Consider the following 23,023-nt stretch of genomic DNA (forward strand, 5'->3'; position numbering starts at 1 on the left):
TCGTCGACCATCCAGGCCTCGGCCGCGCCCTTCTCCTTGGCCGCCTGTTTGGCCAGGACGTTGGGAAGAAGGCCCACGGTCTTGATGTCGCACCGGCCCCAGCGGATGTCGGGATGGGTGACCACGGCCACCCCCTTCTTCGCCGCCGCATTGCCTTTCGACAGCGGCAGCGAGCGGGCGGTGACGATGACGCTGGGCGGCGTGCCCTCGGGCGGGAACGGATGGTCGCGCCGGGCGGTGCCGCGCGTGACCTGCAGATAGACCAGTCCCTCGCGCACCCGGTTGCGGCGCACCGTTTCGTTCAGCACCCGCGCCAGCGCCTCCGCGGTCATCGGGATGGGAATGCGCAGCTCGTTCAGGCTGCGGTGCAGACGCGTCATATGGCCGTCGAAATCGGCCATCCGGCCGTCGAACACAGACCAGACCTCATAGACGCCGTCGGCGAACTGGAAGCCGCGATCCTCGACATGGATCACGGCCTGGCCGTGCGGCTGGTACTGGCCGTTGACATAGGCGACGCGGCTCATTCCTCGATGACCTCTTCAACGTCCTCTTCGCCGCCGCGCGACGGCGACACGCCCAGAGACTTGAGTTTCCTGTGCAGGGCTGACCGCTCCATGCCGATGAAGGCCGCGGTGCGCGAGATATTGCCCCCGAACCGCATGATCTGCGCCGCCAGATACTCGCGCTCGAACACCTCGCGCGCCTCCCGCAGCGGCAGGGCGATGATGCGTTCCCCGCCCAGGGTGCCGGTCGAGTTCGCGTTGGTCGCCTCCTGCGGCAGCATGTCGGCGCTGATCGGCTCATTGACGTCGCCGGTGGCGAGGATCAACAGCCGCTCGACGTTGTTGCGCAGCTGGCGGACGTTGCCCGGCCAGGGATGGACCTGCAGCACGGCGATGGCGTCGTCGCCCATGCGACGGCGCGGCAGACCCTGGGATGACGACAGGGTGTCGATGAAATAGTCGATCAGCTCCTGGATGTCCTCGCGGCGCTCGGACAGGGCCGGCACCCGGATGGGCACGACGTTCAGCCGGTGGAACAGGTCCTCGCGGAACCGGCCCTCGGCGATCTCCTGCTTCAGGTCGCGCGAGGTCGAGGTGACCACGCGGATGTCGACCTGCACGTCCTGCTCGCCGCCCACGCGGCGGAAGCGCTGTTCGACCAGCACGCGCAGCACGCGGCTCTGGCTCTCGCGCGGCATGTCGCCGACGTCGTCCAGATAGAGGGTGCCGTTATGGGCGCGTTCGAACACGCCGATCTTGCGCGGACGACCGTCGACGCCCTCTTCACCGAACAGTTCGATGTCGAGGCGTTCGGGGGTCATTCCGGCCGCGGCGATGGCGACGAACTCGCCCCTGGCCCGGGCGCTGGCCTCGTGGATCTGGCGCGCCACCAGTTCCTTGCCCGAACCCGGAGGACCCGAGATCAGCACCCGGCTGTTGGCCGGAGCGACCTTGGCGATGGTCGCTCTCAGGGCCTGCGCGGCGGCGGAACGGCCGATGAAGCCGGTCGGCGCCGCCACCTGGGCGCGCAGCCGGCGGTTCTCGCGCTTCAGCGAACTGGCTTCCAGCGCGCGTTGCACGACGACGACCAGCCGGTCGGACTTGAACGGCTTCTCAATGAAGTCATAGGCGCCGCGCTGCAGCGCCGTGACCGCCGTCTCGATGTTGCCGTGACCCGAGATCATCACCACCGGCAGGTCGGGATCCAGCTCCTTGATCACGTCCAGCAGTTCCAGCCCGTCCAGGCCTCCGCCCTGCATCCAGATGTCCAGCAGCGCCAGCGACGGCTTCCTCGCCCGGATCGCGGCCAGGGCCTCGTCGGAGTTGGACGCCGTGCGAACGGAATGGCCCTCGTCCTCGAGCAGGCCCGAGACCAGCTCGCGGATGTCGGCCTCGTCGTCGACGACCAGAATGTCGGCTCCCGTGGATCGCATATCGCCTCGCTATTCGGCAGCCGGGAGGGTCGGGGTGCGGGACGCTTTCGCGTCCTTCACCCCGGCTCCGCCCGCTGATTTCGGTTGGGATTTGAGAGGGAAGATCAGGCACACGCGGGCGCCTGACAGCTTTTCGGCATCGGCCAGCTTCAGCTCGCCGCCATGTTCTTCACAGATGCGTTTGACGATCGCCAGACCCAGGCCGGTGCCCTTTTCCCGCGTCGTCACATAGGGTTCGGTCAGACGATCACGGTCCTTGGCCGGCAGGCCCATGCCGTCGTCCTCGATGACGAAGGTCGCTGTCCCGTCCTCGACGATCAGCCGCGCCGAAATCCCCGGATGGTCGCGGTCGTCCGGCCGGGGCGCGATCGCCCTCCGGGCCGACACGGCCTCCCCGGCGTTTTTCAGAATGTTCGCCAGCGCCTGGCCGATCATCGGCCGGTCGGCGTGCAGGGTGACCTTCGGCAGGGGTTCGACAAGCTCGACCCCGATCTCCGATTCCGCCACCCGCTGGGCGAACACCGCCTCGCGCAGCAGCTCGGCCGGATCGGCCGCCGTGAAACGCGGCGCGGGCATCCGGGCGAAGGACGAGAATTCGTCCACCATCCGGCCGATGTCCCCGACCTGGCGGATAATGGTTTCGGTGCAGCGGTCGAAGACCTCGACATCGTCCATCACCTGGCCGCGATAGCGCCGCCGCAGCCGTTCGGCCGACAGCTGGATCGGCGTCAGGGGGTTCTTGATCTCGTGCGCGATGCGCCGGGCCACGTCCCGCCAGGCGGCGTTGCGCTGGGCGGTCACCAGACGGGTGATGTCGTCGAACGTCAGCACCATCTCGCCGCCGACGCCGCCCTCGATGCGAACGCGCAGGCGCCGCGTCTCGCCGTCGAGGCTGACATCGATCTCTTCCTCGATATGCGCCTCGGCCCGGCCGGCCAGTTCACTGAGTTCGGGGGACACCTCGCCCAAGGGGCGGCCGATGATATTGGGATCCCAGATGGCCAGCAGTTCCACGGCGCTGTCGTTGATGGCCGACACCCGGCGCTGACGGTCCAGGCCGATCACGCCGGCCGAGACCCCCGACAGTACGGTCTCGATGAACCGGCTGCGCCCCGTCGCCTCCTCGCTGGCGGCCCTCAGCGCGGCCTGCTGCGCTTCAAGATCGCCGGTCATGCGGTTGAAGGCGGCCGACAGGGTCCTGATCTCGCCCGGCCCTTCCTCGCCGTCGACTCGCGCTGTCAGGTCGCCGCCCGCGATCCGGTCGGCCGCCTCGACCAGCCGTCCGATCGGCGCCGAGATGGCGCTGGCCGCGCCCATGCCGAGCCAGATCGCCCCGACAAGGACCAGCAGCGCCGTCTCGATATAGCTCAGGGCGAACGCTCCCTGGATGCGCTGCCGGCTGTCCTCCGCCTCGCGGTAGGCAATGATTGATTCCTCGCCCGCGCGCATCTGGGCGATCAGCCCCGGCTGCATCGGGCGAACCAGATAGAGATAGGCGTCGCCATAGCCCGAGAGCGGATAGAGCGTGCGGATGGTGTCGGGATTTTCGGTGACGGCGATGGGCGCGGTCTCTCCCTGCGCGACCGTTTCGAGATCCTCCCGCGAAGGCGCGAGGTAGGGAGGCGCGCCAGGCAGTTCGCCCTGCGCCAACACCTCCCCCTGTCCGTCGATGACGTAGAGAGCCGGATAGTTGAAGAGGTCGGCGATCTCCGCCAGGAGTTCCGAGAACTGGATCCGGTAGCCGAAGCGGGCGCGCGCCTCCGGAGCGGCCAACTCGATCGCAATGGTTTCCAGGTCCGATCCGACCTGCAGGCTGACGTCCCGGACATAGGCCCGGCCGATCTCGGCGCTGTTCCCCACGGCCGACGAGACATTGGCGCTGAACCACTGATCCACGCCGCGGTTGACCAGCACTCCGAACACCAGGGCGATCACCACCGCCGGCACCAGGGCGACCAGCGAGAACAGGGTCACGAACCTCAGATGGAGGCGCGCGCCCGCAACGGTGCGCCGCCGGAACAGGGACAGGGCCCGCCGTCCCACGACAAACGCCAGGCCGCCTATCAGCACCAGATTGGCGCCCAGGATGATCAGCACCGCCTGGCTGGCCGCCGCCCGGGCGCCTTCGCCGCTGTTGCCCGGGGCGAGGGCCACCAGCCAGATCGCGGCAATGGTGATCAGGAACGCCAGCGCATAGGCGATCAGGAAGACGTTGCGTCGCCGCTCCTCCGACCAACTGGCGAACCAGGGAACCGCGCGTCCGTCAGCGGCGGGCCCAGGTTCGGCGTCGGCGGCGGTCGGTGTATCCGTCATGCCACCTGAGCTTCGACCACCTGTGGCGAAATATCAACAGCGTGGTTGCCGGAATACGTCAGTGGCCGCCACAAGTTCGTGAGGGCCCGCACCACCTCATGCGGGCATTCAAGCCGGCAGAGTCGGGATTTCGCCGCCCGCCGCTCCAGCGGATCCTCTGGCCAGGGCGCCTGTTCGACATACCAGCCGAGATGTTTGCGGAACATCTTCAGCCCCAGGGGCAGTCCGTAGAAGGCGACCGAGGCTCGCAGGTGCTCGATGACGATGTCCAGCCGCTCTTCCCGTCCCGGCTCCAGCAACACCGTCCCGTCGGCCAGGGCGCGCTCCATATGCGCCGCCAGCCAGGGCCGGCCATAGACGCCGCGGCCCAGCATCAGGGCGTCGGCGCCCGACTGGCGCAACGCCTCGCGCGCGTCCCCGGCGGTCAGGATGTCGCCGTTGACGATGACGGGAATGCCCACCGCCGCCTTGACCTCGCCCACCGCCGTCCAGTCCGCCTGACCGGTGTAGAACTGGGCCCGCGTCCGCCCATGAACGGTCACCGCCCGCACGCCGATCTCCTCGGCCCGCTTCGCCAGCAGGGGCGCATTGCGATGCGTATCGTCCCAGCCCAGCCTCATCTTGACCGTCACCGGTCGCGAGGTGGCCTCGACCGCCGCCTGCATCAGCCGGCAGGCCAGTTCGGGCGTGCGCATCAGGGCCGAGCCGCAGGCCGAGCCCGTGACCTCCTTGGCCGGACAGCCGAAATTCAGATCGACGATGTCCGCGCCGGCCTTCTCGGCCATGCGCGCGCCCTCGGCCATCGCCGCGGGATCGCGGCCGACCAGCTGGATCACCGTCAGCGGCAGACCTTCGCCCACCGCCGCGCGCCGGACGACGTCAGGCCGCGCCCGCGCCAGCTCGGCGGCGGCCACCATCTCGGTCGCGACATAGGCGGCGCCCAGCCTCGAGGCCAGCCGCCGGAACGGCAGGTCGGTGATCCCCGTCATGGGCGCGGTCAGCACCCGTCCGGGCACCCACACGTCGCCGATCTGTATGCCTGCAGCAGCCATGAGGCCCTTTCCGCGCCGTCGACCCCTCTCGTCAAGCGCAACCGCGGCGATTAGAAGGCCGGGCATGACCACGCCCGCACCCGCCTTCGCCGCCATCGTGGTCGCCGCCGGCTCCGCCTCCCGCGCCGGAGGGGCGAAGCAGTGGCGCGCCCTCGGCGGCAAACCGGTCGTGCGCTGGTCGGTGGAGGCCCTGCTCAAGGCCGGAGCAGAGGACCTCGTGGTCATGGTCTCCTCCGGCTCGGAAGCCGAGGCTCAGGCCGCCCTCGCGGGTCTTTCGGGCTGGCGGCTGGCCACGGGCGGAGACACGCGGGCCGACTCGGTGCGCAACGGCCTCAAGGCGCTTGGAGGTCCGGGCGACCGGCCCGTCCTGATCCATGACGCCGCCCGCCCCCTGCTCGATCTTCCCGTCATCCATCGCCTGATCGCTGCGCTCTCCGGGGCGGACGGCGCCCTTCCCGCCCTGCCCGTCGCCGACAGCCTGCGCCGCGCGTCCGACGGCCTGGTCTCCGGCGCTGTCGAGCGCGAGGGCCTGTGGCGCGCCCAGACCCCGCAGGCCTTCCGCTATCAGGCCATCGTCGACGCATACGCCGCCTGGCCCGCCGACGAACCCGCCACAGACGAGGCGACCGTGCTGGAACGCGCCGGCGGCCGCGTCCGCATCGTCGAGGGCGACGCACGGCTGATGAAACTGACCTTCCCCGAGGATTTCGCCATGGCCGAAGCGCTCATTCCCCGCCAGATCCGCGTGGGTCAGGGCTTCGACGCCCATCGCTGGGGCCCCGGAACCTCTGTCTGGCTGTGCGGGGTCGAGATTCCCCACGACCAGACCCTGATCGGTCACTCCGACGCCGACGCCGGCCTGCACGCCCTGACCGACGCCGTCCTCGGCGCCATGGGCGACGGCGACATCGGCGACCACTTCCCGCCCACCGATCCGCAATGGAAGGGCGCCGCCTCCGACCGGTTCCTGATCCACGCCGTCGAGCGGCTGACCGCGCGCGGCGGCCGACTGGTCAACGTCGACGTCACCCTGATCTGCGAGCGGCCCAGGGTGAAACCGCACCGTCAGGCCATGCGCGAGCGCCTCGCCGCCATCCTGTCGCTCCCGCTCGACGCCGTCAGCGTCAAGGCCACCACGACCGAGGCCATGGGATTCACCGGTCGCGGCGAAGGCCTTGCGGCCCAGGCCCTGGCGACGATCGAACTGCCCGCCTCGGGCGGCCGTTCCTAGAGCGGCCGTTCCGCCGGCGGGAACATGCTGCGCCACAGCGAGCCGAACAGGTTGACGTAGTCGTCCGTCCACGGCCGCACCGTCGTCGGCAGCGGCTGTTTCCAGCGGGCGTCGGCGCGGAAGTCGGCCAGTCCCTCGGGCGTCGGCGACAGGATCAGGGCCTCGGTCGAGGCCTCGGCCATCTCGGGCGTCGAATCCCCCTCGTAGTAGATCTGGTGCAGGCTGGCCTTGCCCAGCGCCTGCGCCGCCGCGATGGCCGGCAGGGTGATGTCCAGATTGCGGTTGGACAGGTGCAGCAGCACCACCCCGTTCGGCTTCAGCAGCTTCAGATAGCCTTCGATCGCCTCGGCCGTCAGCAGATGGGTCGGCACCGCGTCCGACGAGAAGGCGTCGATGATCAGCAGGTCGTACGACCCCGCCGGCTGCTTCGCCAGCGTCAGCCGTGCGTCGCCCAGCACCGTGTCGATCGGCCCGGCGGCGCAGTTCGAGATGTAGGTGAACCACCGGGGATCGCGGGACAGCCGGTCGACCATCGGATCGATCTCGAAGAAGGTCATCGAGTCCTCGGCGCGCTTGTAGGTCGCCATGGCGCCCGAGCCCTGGCCGACGACGCCGATCCGGGCGGGACCGCGCGCCTCGACCATGTCGGCCGCCTGACCGATGGGCGTTGCGGGGGCGTAGTAGAGGGTCGGCACGCAGTCGAAGCGCGGATCCCGCGCCTGCGCCCCGTGCAGGGTCGTGCCGTGCATCAGCACATGAACGTCGCCGCCCAGCCGCTGATCGGGCGAATTGGCCACCCGCATCACGCCGAAGAAGCTGCGGCCCGAATAGCTCCAGTCATAGCCGCGCGCGATCCACTGCGACGACAGGGTGATCGCCAGCAGTATGGCCGTGAAGGCCAGCGCCCGGTCGCGCGCCAGGAAGGCGCAGATGGCCGCCGGCAGCAGCATGATCATCGCCAGCTGGCTCATCTGGAACGGCGAACTGGCGTAGAAGGCGGCCCGCGCCCCGTCGTCGCTGTTCAGCCAGAGGGACAGCAGCACCGGCGACGCCGCGACCAGAAGGGCGGCCACGAGGACTCCCGTCTGCGTCCCGTTCAGCGGCCCCCTGCCCCACGGCCGGGCCAGTCCGACCAGCACCAGGACCAGCGGATACTCCCACACCATGTTGAAGATGACCGGCGCGACCAGGGCCGTGAACGCCCCGCCGACCACCCCGCCCAGCGACATCAGCAGATAGAATTCCGTCAGCCGGTCCGGCGCGGGCCGCCGCGCCGCCAGAAGCTGGTGGCACATCAGGGCGGCGAAGAAGAAGGCCAGCAGATGGATGGCGAACGCGATGTTCCAGTTGGCGGAGCGGAACGCCACGGTCAGGACGCACACGGCGCCGATGGCAGCCTGAACCGGCAGTGTGATCTTCAGCGGGATCCACGGCCTGTTCTGGAAGGCGATGACGAAGGTGAGCAGATACAGGGCCAGCGGCAGGACCCAGAGGAAGGGCGCCGAGGCCACATCCGTCGACAGGTGCGAGGTCACCCCCAGCATCAGGCTGGACGGCGCGGCGGCCAGGAGCACCAGAATGACCTTCTCACGCAGCGTCATCGGCGGGCTTGCGGCCAGGCGGGCGGGCTCGGCGGTGCGGTCCATACGGCGGCTCCAGACCACGAAGGCCAGGGCCACGATCATGAGCATGAAGGCGACATAGCCGCCGCTCCAGCCCCAGCGCTGCCCCGACAGGGTCGCCAGCGGCTCGATCAGGATCGGATAGGACAGCAGGGCCAGGAAGCTGCCGAGGTTCGAGGCCGCGTACAGCACATAGGGGTTCTGGCCGTCGGCATAGCCGGCGCGCACCCGGGCGTACCAGGCCTGCAGCAGCGGGGCCGTCGCGGACAGCACTGCGAACGGCGCCCCGACCGACAGGGCCAGGGTGGCCAGCAGCCACATAACCGGCGCCGAGGGGTCGGGATCGCCCAGCCACCCGTTGATGTGCAGCGGCAGGAACAGGGCGGCGGCCACCAGCAGCGCCAGATGGATCGCCACCTGCGTCTTGATCGAACCGACCTTCTGCAGGCCATGGGCGTAGCCGTAGCCGGCCAGCAGGGCGGTCTGGAAGAACACCATGGCCGTGTTCCACACCGCCGGCGAGCCGCCGAGCATGGGCAGGACCAGTTTGGTGACCATCGGCTGGACCACGAACACCAGCGAGGCCGAGGTGAAGATCGCGAGGGCGAAAAGGACGGGCGTCAGCCTGTCAGGCGCGCGCGCGTCGATAGCCGTGTCCCCGGTGGTGTCGCTCATGCCCGCCCCGTATGCTGGCGCCCTTGGCGGGCGCTTTGCCCCACCCTGGACCGACTCGCCGCCCCTTCGGAAGGCCCCTCGCCGCATGTTCCCCGACGATATTGAAACACTGGCCCGTCGCGTCATCGAGGCGGCCGTCGCGCGCGGGCTTGGGGTCGCCACGGCCGAAAGCTGCACAGGCGGCCTGGTGGCGGGCGCCCTGACGGCCGTCGCGGGTTCATCGGCGGTCCTCGACCGGGGCTTCGTGACCTACAGCAACGCCGCCAAGAGCGAGATGCTGGGGGTCCCCGTCGACCTGATCGAGACCCACGGCGCGGTGTCCGAACCGGTGGCCCGCGCCATGGCCGAAGGCGCCGTCAGCCGCTCCGCCGCCACAGTCTCGGTCGCCGTCACCGGGATCGCCGGCCCGGGAGGCGGGTCCGACGACAAGCCCGTCGGCCTCGTCCATTTCGCCGCCTCGGGGCCGTCGGGCCTGATTCATGCCGAGCATCGTTTCGGCGATCTGGGCCGGGAGGCGATCCGCCTCGAAAGCGTCCGCGTCGCCCTGCGCCTGCTGCTGGACCGGATCGGCGCATGATCGTCGACGCCCGCGGACATCGTTGCCCGACCCCCAGCCTGAAACTCCACAAGGCGATGCGTCAGGCCCCCGCAGGCGGGCGCCTGACCCTGCTGGCGACCGACCCGATGGCCCGCATCGACGTGCCGCATCTGGTCGCTGGTCTGGGCGGCCGCATCGTCTCGATCGACGAGGCGGACGGCGTCCTGACTATCGTGGTCGAGACGCCCGGCGACGTTCCGACAGATTGACGACGCTGTCCGGCAGCGGCGCATCAGGCTCGATCTCGGGCGCGCCGATCGACCGGGCCGCGATCTCCATCTCGGTGGTGAAGGCGCCGCCGTAGAAGATGGCGTTGACGTTCCACGACAGCCAGATCAGCAGCACCACCACCGCGCCGACCGAGCCATAGGTCGCGCCCAGCGGGGCGATCTGCTCGACATAGATGGCGCACAGCCAGGACGAGATCGTCGACATCACCGTCGCCACCAGCCCGCCCGCGATGGACGGCCCCCAGGCCACCGGCGTCCGGTGGGACATGGCGTAGCGGTAGAGCATGGTCAGGCCGATCGCGAGACCCAGAGCCGGCCACAGACCGTCCAGCGGCAGGCCGGTGGTCGGCGGCGCCTCGCCCGGACCGGCGTGCTCCAGCAGCCGCGAGGTCACCACCGCCCCGGACACCACGGTGAACAGCAGGAAGGCGGCGAGGGCGACGAAGAAGGCCAGCAGGTTGAATTTGAAGAAGCCGTGCGGCTCCTTCTCGTCGTGGATCAGGTTCAGCCCGGCCAGCAGGGCCTTGAAGCCGCGATGCGCGGCGTATCCGCCGATGACCAGGGCGAAGAAGCTCTGCGCCGACACCGTCCGCGCCGAGGCGTTGGCCAGCCGCTCGATCTCGGCCCGGAAGATGGCCCGCGCCGCGGTCGGCATGACATCGGCCAGGGCCGCCGCCTGTTCGCTGACCTGGGCGATCGACAGCACGGCCTTGTAGAAGCCGATCAGGATGGCGATGGCCGGAAACACCGCCAGCAGGGCGAAGAAGGACACCCCGCCCGTGTACAGCATCACGTCGCGGCCCCAGCTGCGCGAGAACGCCTTGACCGCCAGCCGGCCCCACAACATGGGCGTGGCCCAGCGCGCGGCGACTTCAATGTCCGATTTGGCCTGCAAGCCGGTCCCCACAACCGTTAACGAGCGCACTTCTACCGCAATTCGCTCCGGGGGAAAGCGCTGCTGGGGATAGCCGTCGTCGCCCCTCGCTTGACCCGTTGCTTACAGCCGCCTGCGGTCGCTATGGTCCGCCGCCAATGAAACCGCGCCAGGGGGCTGGGGCGGCTGGAGATTCCGATCTTGGGTTCCGATCCGCGCATTCTGGTCGTCGCCCCTGACGACGACCTGGTCGGCCCGCTGTGTCAGGGTCTCGACGCCCTCGGCTGGCGCACCGTCACGGCCCGGTCGCTCGCCGGCGCCGTCCAGACCCTGATCGACTGGCCGCTGGAGGCGGTGATCCTCGACGCCCGCCTGCCGGATGCGGCCCACGGCGTCGAAGCCCTCCGTCAGACCGTCACGCCACGCCGGCTGCCCGTCCTCGCCATCGGCGGCGACGCCGCCGGTTGGGACGCCGGCCTGGCCGACATCGCCATGTCCATCCCGCCGCACGCCGCCCAGGCCGCGCTGCGTCTGGAGAACCTGATCCGCTCCGCCATCGCCGAGGAGGAGGTCAGCCTGCGTGAGGCCACCTTCGCCGCGCGCGGCCAGCCCCTGCCGCTGACGGATCTGGACGGCACGCCTTTGCGCGTCCTCGCCGCAGGCAAGCCCGACCGACATTTCCTCGCCCTGTCCAACGCCCTGACCGAACGGGGCTGCGAGGTCGTGGCCGCGCCGACGCCCTACACGGCCTTCGACTATCTGCACGAAAAGCCTTTTGACGCCGCCGTCCTGTGGGGCGCCGAGGACCACACCCCGGCCCTGTCGATCGCCTCGGGCATGAAGCGGAACACGCGGCTCTATCACATCCCCGCCGTGCTCTATCTGCGCGGCTCCGGCGAGATCAATCTGGCCGAACTCTACAACCGCGGCTTCGCCGACGTCGCCGCCGCCGACACGCCCGAGGAAGAGACCGCCGAGCGCATCGCCGCCCTCGCCCGGGCCCATCGCCGCCATGTCGCCATCCGCAAGGCGCTGGAGAGCGCGCGCGGGTCGGGCCTGACCGATCCCGCGACCGGCCTGTTCACGCCCGAACTGTTCGCCAGCCATCTGGCCCGCATCGCCGAGGGGGCCCGGCTGCGCCGCCGTCCCCTCTCGGTGGCCGTCCTGCGCGTGTCGGAGACCGAGGCCGTCGCCGAGGCCCGCAAGGGCGGCTGGCTGGACCGCGCCCTGCCCCAGATCGGGGCCATGGTCTCGCGTCTGATCCGCACGGAGGATACGGCGGCCCGCCTGTCGCCCGATGTCTTCGCCCTCGCCCTGCCCGCCACCCATGGCCCGTCGGGACGGATCGCCGCCAACCGGATCGCCGCCGTCATCGGTTGCACCGCCTTCGACGCCGGCCCCGACCGGTCGCCGTTCGTGGTCGAGTTCGAGGTCGGGGTGGCCGAGGTCTCGCCCGGAGAATCGCCGGCCGCCGTATTGGAACGGGCCTCGAAGGATGTCCGCTCGCAGGCCTGACGCTCATTTGACAATCTGATTTGTCTAATGCAGGTTTGCGTCATGACGGCGCGCCCCTCAGCCCTGCTCGACGACCTGGACACCGCCCTGCTGGCGTTGGCGCCCATCCGTCGGCGCATCCTCGCCGCCCTCACCGAACCGGCCTCGGCCGCCGGCCTGTCGGAAAAGCTGGGCCTGCCGCGTCAGAACATCGGCCACCATCTGCGCGCGCTCGAGGCCGCCGGCCTGATCCAGCTGGCGGAGGAGCGGCGCAAGCGCGGCTTCACCGAACGCCTGTTCGTCGCCGCGCAAAGCTATGTCTTCGATCCGTCCATGATGCAGGCCCCGCCCGACCCCGATGCGGTCGAGGCTCAGGACCGCCACGCCGCCGACCACCTGATCTCCACCGCCTCCGCCATCGTCCGCGACGTCGCCCGCATGCGCCAGGACGCGGCCGCGGAGGGGTCGCGCCTGCTGACCCTGACGGTGGAGGCCGATGTCACCTTCGCCACGCCCGCCGAGTTCGACGCCTTCACCGAGGAGGTCAGCGCCGCCGTCACGGCCCTGGCCCGCAGATACTCGGCCGCGACCGGCCGCCGCTACCGCCTTACCGCCGCCGCCCGCCCGGCGACGCCCCGACCCGCTCCAGCCAGGAACTGACCCATGACCGAAGCCGCCAAGCCCATGGAAGACCACGTTCTCGTAGAGGTCACAGTGCCCGCCCCCGCCGACGCGGTCTGGGCCGCCCTGCGCGATCCGAAGCAGATCGCGAACTGGTTCGGCTGGGACGCCGACAGTCTGAAGGACGAGATCGACTTCATCTTCGTCACCCACGCCGAGGCCGACGAGGAACGCCGCACCGTCACCTTCGTCGGCGTGAACGACCGCTATGAGGTCGAGGCGCGCGGCGAGACCAGCCTCGTCCGCGTCGTCCGCTCGGCCCCGGCGGGGGAATGGACTGACGTGTTCGACGGCATGATCGAGGGCTGGATTTCCTTCACCCAGCAGCTGGCCTTCGCCTTCGCCCGCCATCCCGGCCAGACGCGCCGAACGATCTTCTTCTCGGGCCCGCCGCGCGAGGACGGGCTGGGCCGGTCGGTGCTGGGTCTCGACGCCGCTCCGGCCGCGGGCGAGCCGTACGCGATGCCCCTCGGCCCGGACGCCGACGCGGCCGGCCAGGTCTGGTTCACCGCCCGACACCAGATCGGCGTCACGGTCGACAGCTGGGGCGACGGTCTGCTGGTCGTCCTCGACAGCCCGCCGAAGGAGGGCAAACGCCCGCGCGGCGCGACCATGCTGACCCTGACCACCTACGGCCTGTCCGATGCGGCCTTCGCCGATCTGGAAGGCCGCTGGAAGGCATGGTGGGACGCGCGTTTCGACAACGCCGCGCCGCACGAGAGCTAGGCCGCCTCCGCCACCCGCGCCAGATCGGCCGTGATCCGCTCGGCGACCTTCAGCCGGTCCGCCGCCGTATCCCACTCGCCCTTGACGACGATCTTCTGGTCGGGCCGGATCTTCCAGAAGGCGTGGTTCTTCTGGATCAGGCCGACCAGCCCCATCGGATTGGGGAATTCGTTGTTGCGCAGCGTCAGCACCGCGCCCTTGGGCCCGATGTCGATGCGTTCGATGCAGGCGGTCTTGCAGTTGGCCTTGATGCCGACGATGCGCAGCAGCTGTTTCGCCTCGTCCGGCAGCGGCCCGAACCGGTCGATCAGTTCGGCGGCCAGGGCCTCGCGCGTTTCCGAGTTCTCGGCGTCGGACAGGCGGCGATACAGGCTCAGACGAACATTGAGGTCCGGGACGTAATCCTCTGGAATCAATACGGCCGCACCGACATTGATGGCCGGCGACCAGCCGCGGTCGACCACGCCCCCGCCCTCGCCCTCGCCCGCCTGACGCAGCTCGGCCACCGCATCCTCCAGCATCTGCTGGTACAGCTCGACCCCGACCTCGCGGATATGGCCCGACTGCTCGTCGCCCAGCAGATTGCCGCCGCCGCGCTGATCCAGATCGTGGCTGGCCAACTGGAAGCCGGCGCCGAGGTTGTCCAGCGACTGCAGCACCTGCAGCCGCCGTTCCGACGACAGGCTCATCGGCTTGTCGGGCGGGGTCGTCAGATAGGCGAAGGCCCGCGCCTTGGCCCGGCCGATCCGGCCGCGGATCTGGTGCAGCTGGGCCAGGCCGAACATGTCGGCCTTGTGCACGATCAGGGTGTTGGCCGTCGGCACGTCCAGCCCGCTCTCGACGATCGTCGTGGAAAGCAGCAGGTCGTAGCTGCCGTCGTAGAAGGCGCTCATCACGTCTTCCAGCTGGGTCGGCGACATCTGGCCGTGGCCGACCACGAACTTGATTTCCGGTACTTGCTCGCGCAGGAATTTCTCGATGTCCGGCAGGTCCGACAGGCGCGGCACGACATAGTAGGCCTGACCGCCGCGGTATTTCTCGCGCAGCAGGGCCTCGCGCACCAGCACCGGATCCCACGGCGTCACATAGGTCCGCACCGCCAGACGATCGACCGGCGGGGTGGCGATGATCGACATCTCGCGGATGCCCGACAGGGCCATCTGCAGCGTCCGGGGAATGGGCGTCGCCGTCAGGGTCAGCAGGTGAACGTCGGCCCGCAGGGACTTCAGCTTCTCCTTGTGCTTGACGCCGAAATGCTGCTCCTCGTCGACGATCACCAGGCCGAGATCCTTGAACCCGACCTGTTCGCTCAGCACCGCATGGGTGCCGACGACGATCTCGAACGAGCCGTCCTTCAGCCCCGCGCGCGTCTCGGCTGCATCCTTCGCCGTCACCATGCGCGACAGGTGGCGCACCTTGACCGGCCAGCCCGCGAACCGTTCGCTGAAGGTCTTGAAATGCTGCCGCGCCAGCAGGGTCGTCGGGCAGACGATGGCCCCCTGCTGGCCGCTCATGGCCACCACGAAGGCGGCGCGCAGCGCCACCTCGGTCTTGCCAAAGCCCACGTCGCCGCAGATCAGGCGATCCATCGGCGTGCCCTTGCCGAGATCCTCCAGCACGTCGCCGATGGCGTTCAGCTGGTCGTCCGTCTCCTCGTAGGGGAAGCGGGCGCAGAACTCGTCGAACAGCCCCTGCGGCGGCGTGATCGCCTCCGATGACCGCAGGGCCCGCTTGGCCGCCAGGGCGATGAGTCCCTCGGCCATGTCGCGCAGGCGGGCCTTGGCCTTGGCCTTGCGCGCCTGCCAGCCCGCCCCGCCCAGCCGGTCCAGCTGGGCTCCGTCGGAATCGCTGCCGTAACGGGTCAGCAGGTCGATGTTCTCGACCGGCAGATACAGCTTGCTGTCGCCCGCGTAGATGAGCTCCAGACAGTCGTGCGGCGCCTGCTGGATATCCAGCGTCTTCAGCCCCTCATACCGCCCGATGCCGTGGTCGAGATGGACGACCAGATCGCCGGTCGTCAGCGCCGACGCCTCGGCCAGGAAGTTCGACGCCCGCCGCTTCTTCCTCGGCCGCGCCAGCCGGTCGCCGAGGATGTCGGTCTCGGAGATGACCGCCACATCCGCCGTCTCGAACCCGTGCTCGACCGGCAGGACGCCGCGAAGATAGATGTCCTTCGGCGCCTTCTGGACATCGGCCCAGTCGCGCACCGCGACCACATGCTCCAGCCCGTGATCGGCCAGCATCGCGGCCAGACGCTCGGACGAGCCCTCGGTCCAGGAGGCGAACAGCACCCGCTTCCCGGCCGCCTTCACGGTCTCCGCATGCCGCGCCACGGCCTCGAACAGATTGACGCTGTCCTGCGCCCGCTCGGCCGCGAAGCTGCGGCCCAGCCGCCCTCCGGCGTCCTCGCCGGGTCCGTGGAAGGGCGACATCCGCCACACCCGCCGTCCGGCCAGGGCGCTGTTCCAGTCGCCCTCGTCCAGATACAGCCGCTCGGGCGGCAGGGCGCGATAGGCCGATCCGCCCGCCTTCCGGCTCATCGCCGCGTCGCGTCGCGCCTCATAGGCGTCGCGGGTCAGGGTCCAGCGTTCGGCCCGCGCCGCCTCGACCTGGTTGTCCAGGAACAGGCTCGCGTCGTCGGGCAGATAGTCGAACAGCGTCTCCAGCCGGTCGTAGAGCAGCGGCAGCCAGTGCTCCATGCCCTGCCGCCGCGCGCCCTCGCTGATGGCGGCGTACAGCGGGTCGTCGCCCGCCGCGCCGAACAGGCTCAGATAGCCGGTCCGGAACCGCGAAATGCTCTCCGCGTCCAGCAACGCCTCGGACACGGGCGCCAGCGACACCTCGCGCCTCTGCCCCGTCGACCGCTGGGTCGCCGGATCGAAGGTGCGGATCGATTCCAGCTCGGACCCGAACATGTCCAGCCGCACCGGCTCGTCGAAGCCGGGCGGGAAGACGTCGATCACCCCGCCGCGCACCGCGAACTCGCCGCGCTCGGACACCGTCGAGGCGCGCATATAGCCATTGGCCGCGAAATACCGCTCCAGCGCCGCCGTATCGAGATCGAGGCCCACCGTGGTTTCGAACCCGGCGCCGCAGGTGACCTCTCGCGGCGGCGTCCGCTGGATCGCCGCCCCGACCGTGGTCACGACCAGCGTCGGCTTGCTGTCGCCCTTCTGCCGCTGGGCCAGTTTCGTCAGCGCGGCCATCCGCTCGGCCGACACCGACGACGACGGGCTCAGCCGGTCGTAGGGCAGGCAGTCCCAGGCCGGAAACTCGATGATCTCTATGTCCTGGGCGAAGAAGCCGAACGCCTGAACGAACTCGCCCATCCGGGCGTAGTCGCGCGCCACGAACACGCCGACGCCGCCCGTCGCCTTCAGCCGCTCGGCGACCGTCAGCGCGTCGAGCCCCTCGGGCGCCCCGCCCAGCTCCTCGTCGCCCCGCTTGGGAACCGCCGCATCCATCAGCCGGCGCCCTCGGCCACGGCCGCGGCGACGTGATCGCGCATGAAGTCGCGAATCTTGCCCATCACGGCGGTGTCGTGCGCCGGGGGCGTCGGCTCGCTGCCGATGATCCAGGCGTACAGTCGGTGATCGTCGTCCTCAGCCAGAAGAGCCTCAAGGGAATTCAGTTCGTCGTCGGTCAGGGTCGGTCCGACCTGTTCCGCGAACGGACCCAGCACCAGATCGGCCTCGCGGAACCCGCGCCGCCAAGCCCGGAAAAGAATCCGACCCAGCCGCTCACGGGCGGCAGTGTCTTCGGGACGCGCGTCTATATCGGCCACAAGCTTCCTTGCCCGGTCGGTCAGTAAACAGGACGGGTCAGATAGCGTTCCCCCCGCCGTTTCGCCAGCTATGCTGTCGCGTGATGCGGCCCGAGATTCTCTTTCCCCTCTTTGCCGAGGTCTCCACCCTGAAGGGCGTGGGGCCCAAAATCCTGCCGCTCGTCCAGAAGCTGGCCGGCCCCCTGGTGCGCGACGTCGCCTTCCTGTCCCCGTCCGGCCTGATCGTGCGCCGTCCGATGACCGCGCTGAACGCCGTCGAGGGCCAGGTCGGGATTTTCGAGATATCCATCGACCGCCTGATCGTGCCGTCGAAGCCCGGCGCGCCGATCAAGGTGCGGGCGACCGACGCGACCGGTTTCGTCCATCTGATCTGGTTCGGCGGCTCGGCCCAGCACATCGACCGCCTGCTGCCCCGCGGCCAGACCCGGCTCGTCACCGGCAAGGTCGAGCGTTTCAACAACGAGGTGCAGATCGTTCATCCGGACATCTTCACGCCAGAGCAGGCCGGCGAGATCGCCGCTGTCGAGCCCGTCTATCCCGCGACCCAGGGTCTGACGTCCCGCGTCATCCGCAAACTGGTCCAGGCTTCGCTCCAGCAGGCCCCCGACCTGCCCGAATGGCAGGACCCCGCCTGGCTGGCGAAAACACGCTGGCCGGGCTGGCGCGCCGCCCTCGAACGTCTGCACGCCCCCGAGGCCGAGCCCGATCTGGAGCCGGACGCCCCGGCCCGCCAGCGGCTGGCCTATGACGAACTGTTCGCCCACCAACTGGCCCTCGCGCGCCGCCGCCGCGCCCGCCAGATAACCCCCGCCCCCGTCATCCATCCCGGCGACGCCTCCGCCCGCCTGCTGGCGTCCCTTCCCTTCGATCTCACCGGGGCCCAGCATCAGGCCGTCGCCGAGATCCGCCGCGACCTCGCCTCGGGCGAACAGATGGGCCGCCTGCTTCAGGGCGACGTCGGCTCGGGCAAGACCGCCGTCGCCGCGCTGGCCCTGGCCGACGCCGCCGCCTCGGGCTTCCAGTCCGCCCTGATGGCCCCCACCGAAATCCTCGCCCGCCAGCATTTCCAGCGCATCGCCCCGATGATGGAGGCCGCCGGCGTCAGCGCCGTCCTCCTGACCGGCCGCGATACGCCCGCCGAGCGCCGCGCCCGGCTCGCCGCCCTCGCCTCCGGAGAGGCCCAGGTCGCCATCGGCACCCACGCCCTGTTCCAGGACGCGGTCCGCTTCGATCGACTGGCGCTGGCGGTGATCGACGAACAGCACCGCTTCGGCGTCAACGAGCGCCAGCGGCTGCAGGCCAAGGGCGATCCCCGCACGGGCGGCGTCCATCTGCTGACCATGTCGGCCACCCCCATCCCGCGGACCCTCGAACTGACCCAGTACGGCGAGCTCGAAGTGTCCCGCCTGACCGAGAAGCCGCCGGGCCGCACCCCCGTCACCACCGCCGTCCTGCCTCTGGCCCGCATCGGCGAGGTGGCGAAACGGCTCAAGGCGGCCATCGACGGCGGCGCCCAGGCCTACTGGATCTGCCCGCTCGTGGCCGAGAGCGAGGCCAGCGACCTCGCCGCCGCCGAAGCCCGCGCCGCCGACCTGCGCCGCATCCTGAAAGTCGAGGTCGGCCTCGCCCACGGCCAGATGCCGGGGCCCGAGCGCGAGGCCGTCATGGCCGACTTCGCCGACGGCCGCATCCCCCTGCTGGTCGCTACGACCGTGGTCGAGGTGGGCGTCGACGTGCCCAACGCCACCATCATGGTCATCGAACACGCCGACCGCTTCGGTCTGGCCCAACTGCACCAGCTTCGGGGCCGCGTCGGCCGCGGGGCCAAGGCCAGCGCCTGCATCCTGCTGTATGGCGGCGGAGACGACGGCCTGGGCGAGACGGCGAAGACCCGGCTGGAAACCCTGCGCCGCACCGAGGACGGCTTCGAGATCGCCGAGGAGGATTTCCGCCTGCGCGGCGGCGGCGATCCGCTGGGCCTCAAACAGAGCGGCTTCCCCGCCTACCGCTTCGCCGACCCGATCCGGCACCGCGCCCTGATGCTGACCGCCGCCGACGACGCCCGTCTGGTGCTCGGCCGCGATCCCGACCTGACCTCGCCGCGCGGCGAGGGGGTCAGGGTGCTGGAGGCGCTGTTCGACTGGCGCAACGACCGCCCGGGCATAGACTAGGCCGGCGAACGCGCCTGCCAGGCCGTCAGGCGCGCCTGAACATCAGCTTCAATATCGCCGTAGAAGAGATTGTAGGGGCGGGACTTTCTTCGATCAGCCCAGCTGCCTGTCTCGCGGAAGGACTCCGTCGTCGGCTCCGTGTGCCGCAGCAGGCCGTCGCTGCACCGGGTGGCGATTTCTCGCGCCATCAGGGCCGGCCGCGCGCCCCATTCCAGGCCCGTGGCGTTGGTTGCGCCCTTGTGGAACCGCATCTCGACCGGTGCTGTGTCGGTCGAGCCGGTCACCGGGTTCACGCACAGCGCCGGACGTCCATGAAGATCCACCAGCCGCCCCCGCGCATCCCAGATCAGCGCTCGCCGCAGCCGTCGCCGCGCCGCGCCGTCGTTGCCCTCGCCTACGGGCGACCAGCCGACCACGCAACCGACCTGGTCACGCCGCGCGCAGGCCGGAACCTCGGACGACAACCCGTCCGCCGCCGCCACCACATCGATCAGATAGGCCGCGACCAGCCGCCGACGCAGCGCCGGATCGGACGCGACCCGCTCGCGCACCAGCCGCTCGACGATGTCGCCGCCCTGTTCGACCCCGGCCAGCACGATCGGCCCGGTCGGATGGTTGGCGATCCAGACGTCGAACGCCGAAACCGCGTCGCCATAGGCGAAGGCCCGGGCCTCGCGGGCGTCCTCGCGCAGGGTCAGCCGGGTGTAGAGGCTGCCCTGCCGGTAGCGCGGCGCGCTGATCGCCCCGGCGCGCGCGAAAGGCCCGGCGTAGTTGGGCAGAACCACCCGGTTCAGATAGGCGTCCGCGCCCCGGTCCCCGATCGGCCCGTTCCAGTGACGTCCGCCGTCATAGGTGGTCGAATGGACGAAGAAGATCGCGGCCGGTCCGGCATCCGGCGTCCGCGTCTCCCGCAGCGCCCAGGCGGCCGGCGCGCCATAGTCCGGCGCGGGCGGCGGCGTATAGGTCTGGAACGGAACCTGCGGGTCCAGCCCGGCCTTGAGAATGTCCCCGCGCCAGACCGCCACGGCGGCGGCCAGCAGGAAGACGATCGTCAGGCCGATCCAGCCGACCCATTGGCGAAAGGTCAGCCTGCGCAAGCTCATCGATAGGGGTCCGCCGTCGCCAGGAAGTCCTGCACATAGCGGCGCACGCCCTCTTCCAGCGGCGTCGACTGGCCGCTGAAGCCCGCCTCGCGAACGCGCTCCATCCGGGCCTCGGTGAAATACTGGTACTTGTCGCGGATGCTCTCGGGCGTATCGATGTATTCGATCCGCGGCGTCTTGCCCGCCGCCGCGAAGGTGGCGTTGGCCAGGTCGAGGAACGAGCGCGCCTGCCCCGAGCCGGCGTTGAAGACCCCCGACACCTCGGGCGTCTCCAGCAGCCATTCGACCATGTCGACCACGTCGTCGACGAAGACGAAATCGCGCATCTGGCCGCCGTCGGCGTAGTTCGGATTGTGCGAACGGAACAGGACCACGGGCTGGTCGGCCTGGATCTCCGGCCAGATCTGGGCCACGACCGACTTCATCCCGCCCTTGTGGTACTCGTTCGGTCCGTAGACGTTGAAGAATTTCAGCCCCGCCCACTGGGTCGGCGCCGTCCGCGACTGCGCCTGGCGCGCCGCATACTGATCGAACAGGTATTTGGAATAGCCATAGGCGTTCAGAGGCCTGAGCGCTGACAGGGACCGAAGATCGTCCTGGTCGTCGAAGCCCATTCCGCCGTCGCCGTATGTGGCGGCCGACGAGGCGTAGATCAGCCGCGCGTCGCGCAGGGCGCACCAGGCCCACAGGTCCCGCGACAGGCCGAAATTGGTGCGCAGGATCAGGTCGGCGTCCGGCTCGGTCGTCGACGAAATGGCGCCCATGTGCACCACCGCCTCGATCCGTTCGGCGTTCCGCTCCAGCTGGTCGAACAGCTCTTCCGGCTCCCAGAAGTCGGCGATCGGATGTTTGGCCAGGTTCTTCCACTTGCCGAGCTCGGACCGCTCCAGCCGGTCGCAGACGACGACGTCGCGCCGCCCCTCGGCGCACAGCCGCGCGACGATGTTCGAGCCGATAAAGCCGGCCCCGCCGGTCACCACGATCATGCGCCGGATCATCGTTCGCCCTTCATCTTCTCGACCGTCTTCGTGGTCGAATAGCCGTCCTCGAACGTGGCCAGCTTCACCTCGCCGCCCCAGCTCTCGACCAGATCGCCGCCGACCACGCCCTCCCGGGTGTAGTCCGCGCCCTTGATCAGCACATCCGGCCGCAGCCGTTCGATCAGGGCCAGGGGCGTCGGATCGTCGAAGGCCGTCACCCGATCCACCGACTGAAGCCCGCCGATGACCACGGCCCGGCTGTCCAGATCGTTGATCGGCCGTCCCTCGCCCTTCAGCCGTCGAACGGAGGCGTCCGTATTCAGCGCCACCACCAGCCGGTCGCACCAGCCGCGCGCCTGGGCCAGATAGGCGACATGTCCGCGGTGCAGGATGTCGAAACAGCCGTTGGTGAAGCCGACCTTCAGCCCCTGCCGCTTCCAGCCCTCGACCACCTGCGCCAGCTCTTCCAGCGGCGTCACCTTGGCGTGGGCGCCGGCCGCATGCTGGCTCATCTCGGCGTCGATCAGTTCGGCCGGGGTGACCACCGCCGTCCCCGCCTTCCCGACCACCACGCCCGAGGCCAGGATCGCGAACTCCACCGCCGTCTCCAGCGACGCGCCTGCGCCCAGCGCCAGTCCCAGCGCGGCCAGACCCGTGTCGCCGGCGCCGGAAACGTCGAACACCTCGCGCGCCCGGCCCGGGAAATGTCTCACCGCCTCGCCGCGCCGCATCAGGCTCATGCCCTTGCCGGCCCGGGTCACCACCACGGCCTTGGCCGTCGTGTCGTGCAGCAGCGCCCTGAGCGCCGCCTCGACCTCCGCGTCGCTCTCGACCGGCAGGCCCGTCGCCGCGGCCAGTTCGCTGGCGTTCGGCTTGATCAGATCGACCGCGCCATAGCGGGCGAAGTCGCGGCCCTTGGGATCGACCACCACCGGCGCGCCGGTTCTCTGCGCCGCCGACAGGGCCTGGGCGATCACCAGATCGCTGACTACGCCCTTGGAGTAATCTGAAAGCAGATAGACGGAAGCGCCGGTAAAGGCGTCGCTTTCATCGCCCATCAGCGCCGCCGCCTCCTCGTCCAGCCGCAGCAACTGCTGGCCGGCGGCGACGAAGCGCGTCTTGACGATGGTGGCCACGCCGGCGCGGCGTTCAACGGCGTCCTCTATGCCCGGTTCATGCGCAATCAGGGCCGCCAGTTCGTCGCCCGCCGCGTCCTGTCCCGCCACCGCGCCCAGCCGCGCCGTCCCGCCAAGGGCGGCGACGTTGCGGGCCACGTTTCCCACCCCGCCGGGCATGGCGACGGTCCGGCGCGTGCGCAGGACGGGGATGGGCGCTTCCGGCGATATGCGGCTGACCTCGCCATAGACGTAGCGGTCCAGCATCAGGTCGCCGACGCAGGCGATCTTGAGCCCGCGCACCCGCTCCAGCAGCGCCTGCAGTTGTCCGAGATCGAGCGTGCGTTCAGCCATATCCTTGGCCTAACGGATTCAGGCGGCCTTCGCCATCCGCGCCTTGGTCAGGTCGTCATAGGCGATCAGGTCGGCGGCCAG

The 23,023-nt window shown here is 69.9% G+C and carries 18 protein-coding genes; 7 read left to right on the forward strand and 11 right to left on the reverse strand.

Going from position 1 to position 23,023, the window contains the following annotated elements; translation table 11 throughout:
* The 4 genes from V6M42_RS14205 to dusB form a co-directional block, all read right to left on the reverse strand.
* On the reverse strand, positions 1-527 hold a 527-nt coding region (locus V6M42_RS14205), incomplete at its 3' end, for an aminotransferase class IV (protein ID WP_332679114.1).
* Positions 524-1,939 carry a nitrogen assimilation response regulator NtrX gene (gene ntrX / locus V6M42_RS14210; protein ID WP_332657684.1) on the reverse strand — a complete coding sequence of 472 codons (1,416 nt, stop codon included), beginning with the start codon at positions 1,937-1,939 and terminating at the stop codon, positions 524-526. The genes V6M42_RS14205 and ntrX, both read right to left, overlap by 4 nt.
* A gap of 9 nt (positions 1,940-1,948) precedes the next feature.
* Positions 1,949-4,252, reverse strand: a complete 2,304-nt coding sequence (locus tag V6M42_RS14215) for a sensor histidine kinase NtrY-like (protein ID WP_332657686.1) — start codon at positions 4,250-4,252, stop codon at positions 1,949-1,951.
* Positions 4,249-5,304: a tRNA dihydrouridine synthase DusB gene (dusB, locus tag V6M42_RS14220; RefSeq protein ID WP_332679115.1), complete on the reverse strand. Its 1,056-nt coding sequence runs from the start codon at positions 5,302-5,304 to the stop codon at positions 4,249-4,251. Before dusB ends, V6M42_RS14215 begins: the two co-directional genes overlap by 4 nt.
* A 64-nt stretch (positions 5,305-5,368) precedes the next feature.
* On the opposite strand from dusB, the gene V6M42_RS14225 reads away from it, so the two are divergent.
* Entirely contained in the window at positions 5,369-6,535 is a 1,167-nt protein-coding gene (locus tag V6M42_RS14225) for a bifunctional 2-C-methyl-D-erythritol 4-phosphate cytidylyltransferase/2-C-methyl-D-erythritol 2,4-cyclodiphosphate synthase (protein ID WP_332679116.1), read from the forward strand.
* Here the strand turns inward: V6M42_RS14225 and V6M42_RS14230 are convergent.
* Positions 6,532-8,832 carry a fused MFS/spermidine synthase gene (locus V6M42_RS14230; RefSeq protein ID WP_332679117.1) on the reverse strand — a complete coding sequence of 767 codons (2,301 nt, stop codon included), beginning with the start codon at positions 8,830-8,832 and terminating at the stop codon, positions 6,532-6,534. The genes V6M42_RS14225 and V6M42_RS14230 overlap by 4 nt on opposite strands.
* Positions 8,833-8,917: 85 nt before the next feature.
* Between V6M42_RS14230 and V6M42_RS14235 the strand changes: the two genes are divergently transcribed.
* Both V6M42_RS14235 and V6M42_RS14240 read left to right on the forward strand, forming a co-directional pair.
* Positions 8,918-9,409 carry a CinA family protein gene (locus tag V6M42_RS14235; RefSeq protein WP_332679119.1) on the forward strand — a complete coding sequence of 164 codons (492 nt, stop codon included), beginning with the start codon at positions 8,918-8,920 and terminating at the stop codon, positions 9,407-9,409.
* Positions 9,406-9,639 carry a sulfurtransferase TusA family protein gene (locus tag V6M42_RS14240; RefSeq protein ID WP_332657696.1) on the forward strand — a complete coding sequence of 78 codons (234 nt, stop codon included), beginning with the start codon at positions 9,406-9,408 and terminating at the stop codon, positions 9,637-9,639. The genes V6M42_RS14235 and V6M42_RS14240 overlap by 4 nt, the downstream gene beginning before the upstream one ends.
* On the opposite strand, the gene V6M42_RS14245 is transcribed toward V6M42_RS14240, so the two are convergent.
* The gene (locus V6M42_RS14245; protein WP_332657698.1) at positions 9,599-10,555 is read right to left on the reverse strand and encodes a YihY/virulence factor BrkB family protein; all 957 of its coding nucleotides are present in this window, start codon (positions 10,553-10,555) and stop codon (positions 9,599-9,601) included. The two genes, V6M42_RS14240 and V6M42_RS14245, sit on opposite strands and share 41 nt — an antisense overlap.
* A gap of 180 nt (positions 10,556-10,735) precedes the next feature.
* Here V6M42_RS14245 and V6M42_RS14250 point away from each other — a divergent pair, with 180 nt between their 5' ends.
* The 3 genes from V6M42_RS14250 to V6M42_RS14260 are packed head-to-tail and all read left to right on the forward strand — an operon-like array spanning position 10,736 to position 13,435.
* On the forward strand, positions 10,736-12,049 hold the full coding sequence (locus tag V6M42_RS14250) for a diguanylate cyclase domain-containing protein (protein WP_332657700.1): 1,314 nt from the start codon (positions 10,736-10,738) through the stop codon (positions 12,047-12,049).
* Positions 12,050-12,091: 42 nt separating this feature from the next.
* Positions 12,092-12,688: an ArsR/SmtB family transcription factor gene (locus V6M42_RS14255; protein ID WP_332679120.1), complete on the forward strand. Its 597-nt coding sequence runs from the start codon at positions 12,092-12,094 to the stop codon at positions 12,686-12,688.
* 3 nt (positions 12,689-12,691) lie between these two features.
* Positions 12,692-13,435 carry an SRPBCC family protein gene (locus V6M42_RS14260; RefSeq protein ID WP_332657704.1) on the forward strand — a complete coding sequence of 248 codons (744 nt, stop codon included), beginning with the start codon at positions 12,692-12,694 and terminating at the stop codon, positions 13,433-13,435.
* Here the strand turns inward: V6M42_RS14260 and mfd are convergent.
* Positions 13,432-16,899, reverse strand: a complete 3,468-nt coding sequence (gene mfd / locus V6M42_RS14265; protein WP_332679121.1) for a transcription-repair coupling factor — start codon at positions 16,897-16,899, stop codon at positions 13,432-13,434. The two genes, V6M42_RS14260 and mfd, sit on opposite strands and share 4 nt — an antisense overlap.
* Complete coding sequence (locus tag V6M42_RS14270; RefSeq protein WP_332679122.1) at positions 16,899-17,219, reverse strand: FAD assembly factor SdhE; 321 nt, start codon at positions 17,217-17,219, stop codon at positions 16,899-16,901. Before V6M42_RS14270 ends, mfd begins: the two co-directional genes overlap by 1 nt.
* A gap of 83 nt (positions 17,220-17,302) precedes the next feature.
* Here V6M42_RS14270 and recG point away from each other — a divergent pair, with 83 nt between their 5' ends.
* Complete coding sequence (recG, locus tag V6M42_RS14275; protein ID WP_332679123.1) at positions 17,303-19,390, forward strand: ATP-dependent DNA helicase RecG; 2,088 nt, start codon at positions 17,303-17,305, stop codon at positions 19,388-19,390.
* On the opposite strand, the gene V6M42_RS14280 is transcribed toward recG, so the two are convergent.
* The 3 genes from V6M42_RS14280 to rfaE2 are packed head-to-tail and all read right to left on the reverse strand — an operon-like array spanning position 19,387 to position 22,942.
* Entirely contained in the window at positions 19,387-20,493 is a 1,107-nt protein-coding gene (locus V6M42_RS14280) for a DUF3089 domain-containing protein (protein ID WP_332679124.1), read from the reverse strand. The two genes, recG and V6M42_RS14280, sit on opposite strands and share 4 nt — an antisense overlap.
* Positions 20,490-21,491 (reverse strand): ADP-glyceromanno-heptose 6-epimerase, encoded by a 1,002-nt coding sequence (gene rfaD / locus V6M42_RS14285; protein WP_332657715.1) that lies wholly within the window; start codon positions 21,489-21,491, stop codon positions 20,490-20,492. Before rfaD ends, V6M42_RS14280 begins: the two co-directional genes overlap by 4 nt.
* Positions 21,488-22,942 (reverse strand): D-glycero-beta-D-manno-heptose 1-phosphate adenylyltransferase, encoded by a 1,455-nt coding sequence (rfaE2, locus tag V6M42_RS14290; RefSeq protein WP_332679125.1) that lies wholly within the window; start codon positions 22,940-22,942, stop codon positions 21,488-21,490. Before rfaE2 ends, rfaD begins: the two co-directional genes overlap by 4 nt.
* Between the last annotated feature and the right edge of the window lie 81 nt (positions 22,943-23,023).

The organism is Brevundimonas sp. (assembly GCF_036677305.1).
In the GTDB taxonomy this organism is placed as follows: Bacteria; Pseudomonadota; Alphaproteobacteria; order Caulobacterales; family Caulobacteraceae; genus Brevundimonas.